At 44.7% G+C, this 12,905-nt stretch carries 14 protein-coding genes; 7 read left to right on the top strand and 7 right to left on the bottom strand.

Annotated elements, in window-relative coordinates:
- Positions 1 to 48 precede the first annotated feature (48 nt).
- The 6 genes from FTW16_RS24580 (at position 49) to recR (ending at position 4,751) form a co-directional block, all read left to right on the top strand.
- Positions 49 to 186, top strand: a complete 138-nt coding sequence (locus tag FTW16_RS24580) for a hypothetical protein (protein WP_017067606.1) — start codon at positions 49 to 51, stop codon at positions 184 to 186.
- 74 nt (positions 187 to 260) lie between these two features.
- Positions 261 to 632 carry a YbaN family protein gene (locus FTW16_RS20225; RefSeq protein ID WP_146492282.1) on the top strand — a complete coding sequence of 124 codons (372 nt, stop codon included), beginning with the start codon at positions 261 to 263 and terminating at the stop codon, positions 630 to 632.
- Positions 633 to 793: 161 nt separating this feature from the next.
- Positions 794 to 1,339 (top strand): adenine phosphoribosyltransferase, encoded by a 546-nt coding sequence (gene apt, locus FTW16_RS20220; protein WP_019823185.1) that lies wholly within the window; start codon positions 794 to 796, stop codon positions 1,337 to 1,339.
- Positions 1,340 to 1,357: 18 nt separating this feature from the next.
- Positions 1,358 to 3,592 (top strand): DNA polymerase III subunit gamma/tau, encoded by a 2,235-nt coding sequence (gene dnaX / locus FTW16_RS20215; protein WP_146492281.1) that lies wholly within the window; start codon positions 1,358 to 1,360, stop codon positions 3,590 to 3,592.
- Positions 3,593 to 3,744: 152 nt separating this feature from the next.
- Positions 3,745 to 4,074 carry a YbaB/EbfC family nucleoid-associated protein gene (locus FTW16_RS20210; RefSeq protein WP_017062338.1) on the top strand — a complete coding sequence of 110 codons (330 nt, stop codon included), beginning with the start codon at positions 3,745 to 3,747 and terminating at the stop codon, positions 4,072 to 4,074.
- A gap of 77 nt (positions 4,075 to 4,151) precedes the next feature.
- Positions 4,152 to 4,751 carry a recombination mediator RecR gene (gene recR / locus FTW16_RS20205; protein ID WP_019823189.1) on the top strand — a complete coding sequence of 200 codons (600 nt, stop codon included), beginning with the start codon at positions 4,152 to 4,154 and terminating at the stop codon, positions 4,749 to 4,751.
- Positions 4,752 to 4,849: 98 nt separating this feature from the next.
- On the opposite strand, the gene FTW16_RS20200 is transcribed toward recR, so the two are convergent.
- The 3 genes from FTW16_RS20200 to FTW16_RS20190 form a co-directional block, all read right to left on the bottom strand.
- Positions 4,850 to 5,509 carry a porin family protein gene (locus tag FTW16_RS20200; protein WP_048662027.1) on the bottom strand — a complete coding sequence of 220 codons (660 nt, stop codon included), beginning with the start codon at positions 5,507 to 5,509 and terminating at the stop codon, positions 4,850 to 4,852.
- A 231-nt stretch (positions 5,510 to 5,740) separates the two neighbouring features.
- Positions 5,741 to 6,430, bottom strand: a complete 690-nt coding sequence (aqpZ, locus tag FTW16_RS20195; protein WP_146492280.1) for an aquaporin Z — start codon at positions 6,428 to 6,430, stop codon at positions 5,741 to 5,743.
- A gap of 93 nt (positions 6,431 to 6,523) precedes the next feature.
- Complete coding sequence (locus FTW16_RS20190; RefSeq protein WP_146492279.1) at positions 6,524 to 6,772, bottom strand: YkgJ family cysteine cluster protein; 249 nt, start codon at positions 6,770 to 6,772, stop codon at positions 6,524 to 6,526.
- 159 nt (positions 6,773 to 6,931) lie between these two features.
- Here FTW16_RS20190 and FTW16_RS20185 point away from each other — a divergent pair, with 159 nt between their 5' ends.
- Positions 6,932 to 7,369 carry a YcgN family cysteine cluster protein gene (locus FTW16_RS20185; RefSeq protein ID WP_017059388.1) on the top strand — a complete coding sequence of 146 codons (438 nt, stop codon included), beginning with the start codon at positions 6,932 to 6,934 and terminating at the stop codon, positions 7,367 to 7,369.
- Positions 7,370 to 7,517: 148 nt separating this feature from the next.
- Here the strand turns inward: FTW16_RS20185 and FTW16_RS20180 are convergent, their stop codons facing one another.
- From FTW16_RS20180 to FTW16_RS20165, 4 genes are all read right to left on the bottom strand, one after another.
- Positions 7,518 to 9,095, bottom strand: a complete 1,578-nt coding sequence (locus tag FTW16_RS20180) for an alkaline phosphatase (protein ID WP_146492278.1) — start codon at positions 9,093 to 9,095, stop codon at positions 7,518 to 7,520.
- A gap of 193 nt (positions 9,096 to 9,288) precedes the next feature.
- Positions 9,289 to 11,175 carry a BCCT family transporter gene (locus FTW16_RS20175; RefSeq protein WP_146492277.1) on the bottom strand — a complete coding sequence of 629 codons (1,887 nt, stop codon included), beginning with the start codon at positions 11,173 to 11,175 and terminating at the stop codon, positions 9,289 to 9,291.
- Positions 11,176 to 11,304: 129 nt separating this feature from the next.
- Positions 11,305 to 11,658, bottom strand: coding sequence for a hypothetical protein (locus FTW16_RS20170; RefSeq protein ID WP_029405548.1), 354 nt, complete (start codon positions 11,656 to 11,658; stop codon positions 11,305 to 11,307).
- Positions 11,659 to 11,923: 265 nt separating this feature from the next.
- Positions 11,924 to 12,877, bottom strand: coding sequence for a ChaN family lipoprotein (locus FTW16_RS20165; protein WP_146492276.1), 954 nt, complete (start codon positions 12,875 to 12,877; stop codon positions 11,924 to 11,926).
- Between the last annotated feature and the right edge of the window lie 28 nt (positions 12,878 to 12,905).

Raw genomic sequence — 12,905 nt, 5'->3', positions numbered from 1 at the left:
TTTGGTTCGCCAGATACTTACCTTTACTAACAAAAACAAGAAGCAATCATGGCAGATAACAAAGACTTTCAAGACCCGTTTAATGTATTCTATTTTTTAGGCTTTCTAGCCGCATTTTTAATGATCCCATTGCTACCTGCAACACTTACGTTGATCCGTGTATTCAATGGTTACGCAACATTCTAGTTAAGCTGTCGTCGCTGATTAACGATAGCTAACTCAAGGAGGCCACAATTAGCGTTCGAGTTTTAAGTCTCAATATTGCTGGTGGCCTTTGCATATTTCTCGCAGTTCTAGGGATAGTTTTACCTGTTCTGCCAACCACACCTTTTCTCCTTCTTGCTAGCGCATGCTTCATGCGAAGTAATCCGAAAGTTCATAAATGGATGCACGAGCACAAAACGCTGGGTCCTTTACTGAACAATTGGTACCAACACGGTGCCGTAACCAAACAAGTTAAAACGCGCGGCGTATTCTTTATCTTGTTGAGTTTTGCGTTATCCATCTACTTTGCCCCTATCATGTGGGTCAAGGCCTTCCTAATTTGTGTACTTGTTATTCTTCTCACATGGTTTATGCGACTTCCAACTCATGAGTTGGTTGCTGACAGCAAAGAAAATCACTACCATTAAGCCAGTGTGCCTGCTTGTATAGCGGGCGTTTATTATTTCAGCAATCAGAGTTATGACTCTCGTTGCAATGAATACCAATCGTACCTTTCCTTAATTCCAAGCGTTGATGTTTGATTCGTTGACGAGAGTTTGGAAAGCGGCCTAATGAAGTGCATAAGATTATGAACACAGAAAAAATCTCTCTGATCAAAGCAAGCATCAAAAGCATTCCTGATTACCCTAAAGCGGGTATTTTATTCCGTGACGTAACAAGCTTGATGGAAGACCCAGCGGCTTACAAAGCGACAATCGACTTGCTAGCGGAAACATACAAGGACATGGGCTTTACTAAGATCGTTGGTACTGAAGCTCGTGGTTTCTTATTTGGTGCGCCTTTGGCACTAGAGCTAGGTGTTGGCTTCATTCCTGTTCGTAAACCGGGCAAACTGCCTCGTGAAACTGTGGCACAATCTTATGAGCTTGAGTACGGCACAGATACGCTAGAAATCCATACTGACGCTATCGTTGAAGGCGATAAAGTGTTGATGGTTGATGATTTGCTAGCAACGGGCGGTACGATTGAAGCAACAACAAAGTTGATTCGTCAGCTAGGTGGTGTGGTAGAACACGCTGCATTTGTTATTAACCTTCCAGAAATCGGTGGTGACAAGCGCTTACAGGGCTTAGGTCTAGAAGTGTTTAGCATCTGCGAATTCGACGGCCACTAATCCTTTTCGGAATTATTCATGAGCTATCTTGCGTTAGCGCGAAAATGGCGACCAACCAGATTCAAAGAAGTGGTTGGTCAAGCCCATGTTTTAACAGCATTAGAGAATGCCCTTAGCCAAAATAGGTTGCACCACGCGTACCTATTTAGCGGAACACGCGGTGTCGGTAAAACGACCATCGGCCGCTTGTTTGCTAAGGGACTTAACTGTGAAACAGGCATTACTTCAACCCCTTGTGGTGAATGTGCAACTTGTAAAGAGATCGATGAAGGTCGCTTTGTTGACCTGCTAGAGATCGATGCGGCATCACGTACCAAGGTAGAAGATACCCGTGAGCTTCTGGACAATGTTCAGTACAAGCCAGCGCGTGGTCGCTTTAAGGTTTACCTTATCGATGAAGTACACATGCTTTCTAGGCACAGTTTTAACGCGCTTCTAAAGACGTTAGAAGAGCCGCCTGAGTATGTGAAATTCTTGCTCGCAACGACTGATCCGCAAAAGCTTCCTGTGACGATTTTGTCGCGTTGTCTGCAGTTTCATCTTAAGCCGATCAGCGTTGATAATATTCACGAACAGCTTGACCACATTCTTGAACAAGAGAGTGTGACGTCTGAACCTCGTGCGCTAGGGATGATTGCTCATGCTGCTGACGGCAGTATGCGTGATGCTCTGAGTTTAACGGATCAAGCTATCGCATTAGGCAACGGTAATGTCGTGACAGACACCGTGGCTCACATGCTCGGTACGCTAGACACCGACCAAGCAATTCACCTGCTTGAAGCGATCAGCAGTAAGCAGCCTCAAGTGGCTATGGCTTGTATTCAAAGCCTTGCTGAGAACGGCGTAGAGTGGGATGGTTTGCTGAATCAGCTTGCGACTCAACTCCATCGTTTGGCGATGTTCCAAGCTTTGCCGTCAACATTAGACAAAGCCCAACCGGATGCTGAGAAGCTAGAACTGTTGAGTAAGGCACTAAGCCCTCAAGACATTCAGCTTTACTACCAGATCGTGTTGAAAGGTCGTGAAGACTTACCATTGTCGCCAACCGCTCGTGTTGGCATTGAGATGGTGGTTTTACGCATGTTGGCCTTTAGACCTGCTGAACAAACGGTTGCAACAGCAATCTCGACTCAGTCGACAAGCACTGCACCAGCAGCTCAAGCTCAGAGCATTGCTCAATCTGTGAGCCAACCTGCGCCAATGGCAGCTCCGAGACAGCCTCAGATGCAACAACAGGCGCCTCAACAGCAAGCTATGCAGCAACAATCGGTACAACAGGCTCCACAGCAGAATCCGGCACAGTATTCAGATTCGCAAGGTTACGCTGATCACGCAGGCAACCAAGGTTATCCAGAACAGGGTTACCCGCATAGTCAGTATGATGCGCCACCGGCTTATGACGAACGTCCTAGCTACGGTGCAGAGCAGCCTCAACAATCGAATTATCAGAATCAAGCGCCAGCTCAGCCGCAAAACGCTGCACCTTCAGCGCCACCTGCTTCTGCTGCTCCGCAAGGACAATCAGAACGTCCGGCTTCACCTGTCAGTGGTTTACGCCACCAATTGCGTTCTCAACGCAGGGGCAGTACAACACCGGACAACAAAGGTTCAGCGCCAAAAAAGGCTAAAGCGACACCAGCTAAAACTTCAGTTCTTGACCGAGTTGCTCAGCAACACGGTGGCTCTGAGCGGGTGTCGCCAGCTTCTTTATCTGCCTCCTCTGCAGAAAAGGTAACCAATGATAATGAACCTTATCGCTGGAAACCGTCTAAACCTGTAGTGAAAGAGGTGAGCAAAGAGCTTACACCTACTCAGATCAAGCGTGCGTTAGAGCATATTAAGACACCAGAAATGGTCGATAAATTGCTTCAAGAGTCGATTGCTCAAGATGAATGGTCCGCCACGATTCAAAAGCTAGAGACAGCCAAGCTTGTTGAACAGTTAGCATTGAACTCAGTGTTTGCTAAAAACGACACATCAATCACTTTAACGTTAAGAGCGAGCCAAGCTCACTTGAATACGGACCGCGCGCAGAGCGAACTATTACAGTCGCTCAATACTGTGCTCGGAGAAGATTGTCATTTGAGTGTTGAAATCGGTGATGGTGGAGAAACGCCACTAGAATTACGAGAAAGGTTGTACCAAGGCAAGTTGAAAGACGCGTTTACCAGTTTGGAAAACGATGCCAACGTACAGTTTATCGAAAGACGTTTTGCTGCAGAACTCGACAGAGACAGCGTTCGTCCTATCTAGAACACTTTCTCGTTTAGTGACCGGCATATCATCCCAGATAAGCAAATCTGAGAACTGAACATCGAGGGGTTGAATCGCACTGGCTTAACCCCCATTTAAGCACGTATAGCTTAATTAATTTTAATAAACCAATTAGACCAGAGAGTATTAACATGTTTGGTAAAGGCGGTATGGGCAACATGATGAAGCAAGCCCAGCAAATGCAAGAGCGCATGCAAAAGCTTCAAGAAGAAATCGCAAATATGGAAGTTACAGGTGAGTCAGGTGCTGGCCTTGTAAAAGTAACGATCACTGGTAGCCACAGCGTTCGCCGTGTTGATATCGATGAAAGCCTAATGGAAGACGATAAAGAGATGCTTGAAGATCTTATCGCTGCTGCTTTCAACGATGCGGCTCGTCGCGTTGAAGAAACTCAAAAAGAGAAAATGGCTAGCGTAACTGGCGGAATGCAACTTCCACCAGGTATGAAGATGCCTTTCTAAGAAACTATTTCTAAAGGTTTATTCAAGCTGCGGTTTATCTTGAGTAAACCGTTACTTGAAAATTAGAACGGTTAAATATGCGTACCAGTCATATGCTGGAGCATTTGATGGAGGCCTTACGTTGTCTACCTGGGGTTGGCCCCAAGTCGGCGCAGCGTATGGCCTTTCATTTGTTACAGCGCGATAGAAAAGGCGGCCTACAGTTGGCTGAAGCTCTTAGCCAAGCAATGACCGAAATTGGTCACTGTAATGAGTGCCGTACTTTTACTGAAGAAGATACTTGCCACATTTGTACCAATCCTAAACGTCAGGAAAATGGTCAAATCTGTGTAGTAGAGAGCCCTGCAGACATTGCAGCTATCGAAGCAACTGGCCAATACTCTGGTCGTTACTTTGTTCTTATGGGTCACCTTTCACCACTTGATGGCATTGGTCCAAGTGATATCGGTCTCGATGTGCTGGACTACCGCTTACGACGTGGTGATATCTCTGAAGTAATCCTAGCGACCAACCCGACAGTTGAAGGGGAAGCAACAGCGCATTACATTGCTGAATTATGTAATGCCCATGAAGTGAACGCTAGCCGTATCGCTCATGGTGTTCCCGTTGGTGGTGAGCTAGAGCTGGTGGATGGCACCACGCTTTCGCACTCCTTACTCGGTCGTCATAAGATCTAAAAAAGCCGCTTGGTGAATTATCACTGAGCGGCTTTTTCTTTATTAAGGCAGTCTGAATATCTTCCCTATATTCACTTTAGCTGAATATCACTATCTAATTAGAAGCGGTAATCGACAGATACAGTAAACTCGCTGTTGTTTGGTACAGATAGTTCAATTAAATTGCCTTCAGAATATGATTCGAACATATGACGGTATTGGAAATCGGCAGAAACGTTTTTCATGATCTTGTATTGAACACCGGCTTGTAAACCGTACACAAAGTCAGTTTCTTTAGATTTAGCTGAACCATTCTCTGAAGAGTCAATTAGATCAATATACTCGCCTTTAAAAGTGTTTTGTGTCATACCAACCGTCGCGCCACCAAATACGGAGAACTGAGAGTTAATGGCGTGAATATAGTCATAAGATAAAAGGAACTCTGTCTGAGCTAAATCTAGATTAATTTCGTCCTGATCCCCACGGCTATGCCATAGTTCATTGTCACCAGTAAAGTTAATCGTACCAGTAATTCTGTGGTTTTCTTGAATGTAAGCACCGCCACGAATATGGAAAGCAGCGCCTTTGGCTGTTTTACTTTCTTTAAAGCCAGGTCCAGAGATTTGAGCTTTAGCTGAGTGGTAACCCAAACCACCACCAACAAAAAACTCGGTTTTAATTGGTTCTGGCATTAATTCAGGGGTTGGTGCCGATTCGTTAGCGAAAGCTGTTGTTGCCGTTAAAGAAGAAAGAGCTAGTACAAGTAGTGTTTTTTTCATTGTTATGTCCATCGGTATAGGGAATGGGGTGCATTATGCGCAGCACTGACAACTGCGGCTAATGATTCAATGGAATAGCCCTGTTAACCAAAAGTTATCAAGCTAGAGGTGACCGATGTGATAGGAAGATACAGGTAGAGCTTTATAAGTAACTAAACGACATAAAACACAAAGCCGCTAATTTAACGGCCTTGCATTTATTTAACGTAGGTTTTTATTGAGTTATAGGACTTAATCTGAACCTCTCACTGCTTTGTAGATCATTGCGCCAATCACGGCACCAATAATCGGTGCAACCCAGAATAGCCATAATTGCGACACAGCCCAATCACCGACAAACACAGCTACGCCAGTACTTCGAGCGGGGTTCACTGAGGTGTTGGTTACAGGAATGCTGATAAGGTGAATTAGGGTTAAACATAGACCGATAGCGATAGGTGCGAATCCAGCCGGTGCTTTTGAATCGGTTGCGCCCATGATCACAAACAGGAACACCATGGTCATGATGACCTCACAGACGAGTGCAGCGGTAAGTGAATAGCCGCCCGGAGAGTGTTCACCATAACCATTTGAAGCAAAGCCTGATGAGACAACGTCAAAACCTGCTTGGCCGGAAGCTATAACAAATAGCACGCCACCCGCGATAATACCGCCAATCACTTGGGCAATAATATAAGGCGCAACATCTTTGCCATCAAAGCGACCACCACTCCATAGACCGATGGTGACAGCTGGGTTGAGGTGACAACCTGATATATGCCCAATAGCAAAGGCCATGGTGAGTACGGTTAAACCAAAGGCGAGGGATACCCCGAGTAAGCCGATACCTACATCGGGAAAAGCAGCGGCCAACACGGCGCTACCACAACCACCTAATACCAACCAAAATGTACCGAACATTTCTGCGATATACCTATTCATAACTATCCTTATTAATCTTTACCAGTATCAATAAGATAGTTTAAATTTATCAAAGTTGTGAAATCTTGGGCATATATAAAAAGAAAAGTATTGTTAGGTTATTGCTTCGAGCTCAATAAGGTTATCAAGTGCTTCTTGATCTGTTTTTCCACAGATGATAGGACAAGCTTTAAATTGGTGACACACCTTGGGGCGTGAAGACTGACCAAATAGCTTACAGAGATTTTGCTCATTTAATTGAATGCAACGCACGCCAGCAGGCTTGCCATTTGGCATTCCAGGAATAGCAGATGTAATACTTGGAGCGACACAGCATGCTCCACAACCTAGGCGACATTCCATCAAATTAAACTCACTAAATAACAGGGTGCGCGATAGTAGCAAAAAATGATGAGAGTGACAGCTGTTGATTGAATCAAAGAATGAACAATTATTATCCTTGAACTTTTTATGGGCTAGCGGTATAACACGCACCCCAGTAAAAGAGTAAGAAGTAATCCTATGACGAATCCATTTTGGCAAGAAAAGACACTAGAACAAATGACCGAGAATGAGTGGGAATCACTGTGTGACGGTTGTGGTAAGTGTTGTCTACATAAGCTAATGGATGAAGATAGCGATGAAGTGTACTACACCAATGTAGCGTGTAGCTGGTTAAACGACAAAACATGTTCATGTAAAGATTACCCGAACCGCTTCACTTCAGGTGAAGAGTGTTTGAAGCTGACTCGTGACAAGATCGATGAATTCCATTGGTTGCCAGATACTTGTGCCTATCGTCTTCTATCTGAATCTAAGCCGATCCCTGAGTGGCACCCATTGATCACTGGATCAAAAACAGAGATGCATGCAGCTGGTGAAAGTGTTCGTAATAAAGTGGTTTACGAAATTGATGTTGTTGATTGGGAAGACCACATTTTGAACCACCCAAATCGTTAATGATTAAAGAAAAACAGTCGCTCAATAGCGGCTGTTTTGCTATTTGGCGTCACCTAAATTTGAAACTTACTTAGTTTAAAGGCTTAAAGGTTTAAAACAAAAAACGCCCCGAAGGGCGCTAAAGTTAAACGAGCAAAAAAGATTCAGGCTAGTTTACTTGTTGTTTAATGTACTCACCTAGTTCTGAGTGGTGCATGATTTTCGAAACTGGCAGTATCTTTTCAGCAGGACCCCAAGCAAACACGTTCACTGGTGTGTGAGTGTGTGTACCTGTACCCCAAACGATGTTTTGACCTGTTGCTTGTTCTCGAGCAAGTAGGTTGCCACGGTCGTTATATGGGAAGAATGCATCGAAATCGTTGATAGCAGGCACTTCTTCTGCCGACAAATATTTGTGCTGAGCCAATCGGTATGGGTTCGGCTTACTTGCTAATACATTTTTCGCTTGTTCAGCTGTAATAGGGAACTCACTGCTTTTGTTGACGATCTCAGCGAGCTTTTCAGGTGTTTGTTGCGCTTTATCCAGCTTCTGAAATTCGCTGATCATGCCGTAGTAGCTTTGCTTCTGATTATATAAACCATCGAGAATATCGAATGCACCAAAGTTAAAGTTAGGTGCATAGTCGCGGTCGGCGAAGGCTTCACCAGAACGTTTCTGTGGTTTTGGTAGGTCGTTAGAAGAGTAGCTGAAGCCAAAAGATCCTGTTTCATGGTCTGCAGTTACAATCACGATCGTGTCTTCACGATCTTTTGCCCATTCATACACTGTGTGGATCGCTTCATCAAATTTGAGCAGTTCATGCAGCATAGTGCCTGCATCGTTACTGTGTCCCGCCCAATCTATTTGGCCGCCTTCGACCATTAGGAAAAAGCCATCTTCATCTTTGGATAGGATGTTGAGCGCTTTTTGTGTCATCTCTTTCAGGCTTGGCTGAGTTCGTTCGCCACTCTTTTTCTTGTTGCTGTAAGCGATGCCATCATCCATGCCTGAGTAGGCGAACAGGCCAAGTAGTTTATCGCCCTTAGCGTCGTCTAGCATGTTGCGATTAAACGCCAGTTGGTAGCCGTCTTTCTCTGCTTCAGTCAGCAGGTTACGGTCGTCTTTACGCTTCGATTTGAGATAAACATCACCTTGAGTTAGTTTTTCAAGTTGCTTATAGGTTTCACCTTTGTCGTTGGTCGATTTAGGGATCCAATGACGCAGTCCTCCAGAGAGCATCACATCAGCGCCGGTTGCTAGCATATCAGATGCAATTTGATTCTCTAAAGAACGGTGAGGTTGGTGAGCGGCGAAAGAAGCAGGGGTCGCGTGAGTTAAGCGCGTGTCGGAAACTAAGCCGGTCGCTTTGCCTGCTTTTTTCGCTTTCTCAAGTACTGTCTCAACATGGTTACCCTGAGAATCGATACCGATCACCTCTGAACCGCTGTAGATACCCGTTGCAAGCATGGTCGCAGAGCAAGCTGAATCCACTACGATTGCGTCTTCCGGATGCGTTAGGGATGAACCAATAACCCCTTCTTGAGCAAGTTGATAAATGGCCGTTTTGTTCCCTTTATAGATTGAATTTGGCGCTTGGTTTGCGTAGGTTTCCAATAAGCCAACTTGCTGAGGTCCCATACCGTCGCCGATCATCAGAATGACATTTTTGATTTCTGCTGAAAGTACGTTGAATGAGAGTGTAGAGGTTACCACTGCGGTAACAATTGGTTTCATAAAGTGCTTCATTAGTTATCCCTTTTTATATAAGCGGGATGATTAGAACACCGATTTGTGTCAAAGTCGTTTCATATTTATTTCATCAATATGAAATTGAGCAATAACTCAAGTTTTTAGAAAAGCATAAAAAAAGGCTCACATTTCTGTGAGCCTTGGTCGTATTTAGGAGGGTCCAAATCAATGGACTGCGTCATGGCTAATGTCAAGCAAGCGGTAAGTCTGCAACCACCTGGTTGAACGTGATACGAGCATTCTGAGCTTGCTCAGATAACTCGATCTTTTTCGCTTGTGCGGCACTAAGATTACTCTCGGCCAACTCAAGTGCTTGTTGTAGATTCTCTGGTAACTCGTGAGTTTCCATTTGTGAACCTTGTTCTAACACATAAGCGCGAATTTCTTTCTTCACTGCGGCAAGTTCTGTGTAAGCAACACGCTCAAGTTCTGCGGCTTCTTGCGCAGCATCTTTTTCTTTCTCAAATTGAGCCAGCGCCATACCCTCTGCAGACCAAGGATCCATGTCTGGCAGTTCTTCGATGTTGATCGTTGGCTCGATGTACGCATCTTGATGGCGCAGGTCTAGGTTTGTCGCACGAACCGCTGAAATCATCAACATGACAGAGATAGCAAGCAGCGGCAGGCCACCAACAATCGCCGCCGTTTGTAGCGTACTTAGACCGCCCAAGAACATTAGAATCGTTGGTAGGAACGATAGAGTAAATGCCCAGAACATACGGTTCCAACGCATTGGTTCTTCTGTCACGTTGTTTTGTACAACAGACGCTAGGATGTATGAGATTGAGTCAAAGGTTGTCGCAGTAAAAATGATACACAGTAGTGTAAATACCGCGATAACTAGTGTGCTCATTGGCAGTTGGGCAAGCATCGAGAAGATAGCTTTGGTTGCGCCTTCAGCATTCAAAATAGCAACGACATCTAGCTCACCAGAAAGTTGCAGTGATAAGCCGTAGTTACCTAAAATCATGAAGAATAAGAAACAACCTAGAGAACCAAAGAAGATCGAACCTGACACCATTTGTTTGATGGTTCTGCCGCGAGAAATACGCGCAACAAACAGACCCATACTTGGTGCAAATACTAGCCACCATGCCCAGTAGAAAATTGTCCAGTCTTGTGGGAAGTGAGTATTTTCAAAGGTACCGTAACCACCAAATGGTTCAGCCCAAGTTGCCATCACGAAGAAGTTAGATAGTAGACGACCAATTGAGTCTAAACCTGTTTCTAGCATGAAGATTGTTGGACCTGCAATCAGAACGAAAGCCAGTAGACCCATCGCACCCCAGAAGTTGATGTTACTTAGGATCTTGATGCCTTTTTCCAATCCAGCATAAGATGAGTAAGCAAAAATCGCAGTACACACTAAAAGAACCATCACTTGCGTTAGGTTATTTTTAGGTAGACCAAATAGGTGATTCAGACCTTCAGTGATTAGAGGTGCAGCTAAACCTAGCGTTGTTGCAGCGCCGCCTAATAGACCGAAAATGAAAAGGATATCGACGATTTTTCCAGGTACGCCTTTACTGCGGTGTTCACCAAGAACAGGCATTAACGCACTAGAGATCTTTAGAACTGGCTGTTTACGTACATAGAAGAAGTAAGCGATAGGAATCGCCGGGATCAGGTAGATAGACCAAGCGATTGGTCCCCAGTGGAACAAACCGTAAGTTGCAGCCCAACGAACCGCTTCTTCACTACCAGGTTCTAGTTGGAAAGGCGGTGATTGGTAGTAGTAAGCCCACTCAATACAGCCCCAGTACAAGATACTTGCACCGATACCGCCACAAAATAACATTGCAGCCCATGATGCTGTTTTGAATTCAGGCTCTTCATCAGCTTCGCCCAGTTTAATTTGTCCCATATCACTGAACACAACGTAAACCATAAATGCACAGGCAGCGAGGCCTAGCGCAAGATATAGAAATCCAAGTTGGTCAGTCATGAATGTTTTCGCAACCGCAATCCAGTCTGCGCCCTGTGCTGGGAACAAAATTAGCGGGAAAACTATCGTGAGTAGGAGTGCAATCGCACCAAAGAAGGTAGGCTTGTCAATAAGCTCAAAAGTGTTTTTCACGAGTATTATTCCATTAAAATGAGAGCGGAATTATGGAATGAACTCGTTTTTTAGACCAAATCGGGTCTGTTGTCGTGACGACAAATCGCTTTAATGCAGAAGGAAATCTGCGGTAACAGGAGAGTAAAGTTAGATTAAAGCGAGTAGGATGCCACCAACGGTTGCCGCTGCGGATAAGTATTGCCCTGCTGAATAAGAACCATCGTCCTCTTCTTCAATCTTATCTGGATGATCCATACCTAAAGCGCCATGAGCAAATGACTCTACCTTATCGGTAACGGTCGCGTTTTCAGCTTCGACTTTTTTGGCTTCTTTATCGATTTCTTTAAGTGCAGATAATAGAGCTTTGCCTTCATCAGAAAGCTTGACGGTATTTTGTTCAACCTTAAGAGGTGCAGGCTGTTCAGCTTCAGTGCTTTTAGCTTGTGCATTCATTTGCGAAGGTGAATACAGCTGAGTATTACTCGTTCCTACTGGCGTCATATCGCCCTCCTTACCTATCCTTAAATATAGTATCGGCAGAGGTGTGAAAAACTTGTGCAATTAATCATCGATAGTGATGTTTTTTATTCGCACATTACATTTTCTTCTGCTTGGTTAAATTGTCTATTTACTAAGCAAGTCCTGTGCCGATAAGAATGTTTGATTTTAGATAGAGTTAGGATGAATGACGGGAACGTGATCTAGTTCTGACGATGGACTGATTATCTAGGATTAGTCCATCGACTCTTTAGCTTAGAAGAATGGTTTAGTCACATTCTAGGCTAGCACTGCGTTTTGACAGGTGCTTGTATGCCTTCATTCGGTTCTCTTTCTTAACAAAGCGAGCCGGTGGCGAGAGAACTTCAAGCTGATAATCGCTGTTATCCGATGTGATCTCTTCAACTGGGCTGATGATGGCGATTTTCAAATCAGGGTTACGGCGTAGAATTGATGCCGCCGTCCCTAAACCACCCTCGGTGTGGAACATGCCTGCTACATGAATCACTTGTTTATTCGGATTCGACGCTAGGTAATCCACAATTGATTCAGCCATGGTTTCATCCCAGGTTACTTGAGCGGCAAACTGCTTTTCTGTTTGCTCTGGCGTGCCGTGATGCATAGAAGCCATGAACTTTTCTTTGTATGGGCTATCGCCAGTATCCACTTCTGCAGCAATCCATAGGCGTTGCTCGGTCGATAATTGGTCTAGGTAAGGCAATCCTTTACGGCCAATGCACTGAACGAATGGCTTTGGTGCATTTGCCGCAATAACATCGACGTCGTTGGCTTTTGAGAACTCAACTAATGCGCGGTAATCACTTTCGTAATTTGGCCACGCCGCTGCTTGAGACATGAGAATTTGTTCGCCAATTTCACCGTTTAAGTATTGGTCGAGTGTGGTTTGGTGCTCTCGAGTGAACTGTTCCATTGAAAGTGTAATGTTTGATGTTGCATTGCGGCGCGCTTTTAATAAATCAGTTTGAAAGCGGTGGATGGCGGAGTGAGTATGCCATTCGCCAATAAGAATGACGTCAGCGTCTAGCAACTCTTGAGGTAAAGCGTTAAGTGAGAGTGCTTCGCCTTGTGGTGAGGCAAACTGGTAATCGTAGTAGGTGGAAACGGTTTCCGGTTGAACCACTTTTTGAGAAGTGTTTTCTGAGGGTTGATTAGCACAAGCTGTGAGAAGAGTGGCTAATCCGGTAAGAATAATACGTTGCATGAAATGCCTCCTTGAAGAACACGCATAC

Origin of the sequence: Vibrio sp. T20, assembly GCF_007858795.1 — a bacterium.
Classification (GTDB): domain Bacteria; phylum Pseudomonadota; class Gammaproteobacteria; order Enterobacterales; family Vibrionaceae; genus Vibrio; species Vibrio satsumensis.
Note: the sequence above shows the minus strand (reverse complement) of the source record. Positions and strands in the feature narration are given on the sequence as shown.

What these genes read in the sequence shown, in the direction of transcription:
- FTW16_RS24580 (WP_017067606.1), top strand. Translation starts at nt 49, where the DNA reads ATGGCAGATAACAAAGACTTTCAAGACCCGTTTAATGTATTCTATTTT.
- apt (WP_019823185.1), top strand. Translation starts at nt 794, where the DNA reads ATGAACACAGAAAAAATCTCTCTGATCAAAGCAAGCATCAAAAGCATT.
- dnaX (WP_146492281.1), top strand. Translation starts at nt 1,358, where the DNA reads ATGAGCTATCTTGCGTTAGCGCGAAAATGGCGACCAACCAGATTCAAA.
- FTW16_RS20210 (WP_017062338.1), top strand. Translation starts at nt 3,745, where the DNA reads ATGTTTGGTAAAGGCGGTATGGGCAACATGATGAAGCAAGCCCAGCAA.
- recR (WP_019823189.1), top strand. Translation starts at nt 4,152, where the DNA reads ATGCGTACCAGTCATATGCTGGAGCATTTGATGGAGGCCTTACGTTGT.
- FTW16_RS20200 (WP_048662027.1), bottom strand. Translation starts at nt 5,509, where the DNA reads ATGAAAAAAACACTACTTGTACTAGCTCTTTCTTCTTTAACGGCAACA.
- aqpZ (WP_146492280.1), bottom strand. Translation starts at nt 6,430, where the DNA reads ATGAATAGGTATATCGCAGAAATGTTCGGTACATTTTGGTTGGTATTA.
- FTW16_RS20190 (WP_146492279.1), bottom strand. Translation starts at nt 6,772, where the DNA reads ATGGAATGTCGCCTAGGTTGTGGAGCATGCTGTGTCGCTCCAAGTATT.
- FTW16_RS20185 (WP_017059388.1), top strand. Translation starts at nt 6,932, where the DNA reads ATGACGAATCCATTTTGGCAAGAAAAGACACTAGAACAAATGACCGAG.
- FTW16_RS20180 (WP_146492278.1), bottom strand. Translation starts at nt 9,095, where the DNA reads ATGAAGCACTTTATGAAACCAATTGTTACCGCAGTGGTAACCTCTACA.
- FTW16_RS20170 (WP_029405548.1), bottom strand. Translation starts at nt 11,658, where the DNA reads ATGACGCCAGTAGGAACGAGTAATACTCAGCTGTATTCACCTTCGCAA.
- FTW16_RS20165 (WP_146492276.1), bottom strand. Translation starts at nt 12,877, where the DNA reads ATGCAACGTATTATTCTTACCGGATTAGCCACTCTTCTCACAGCTTGT.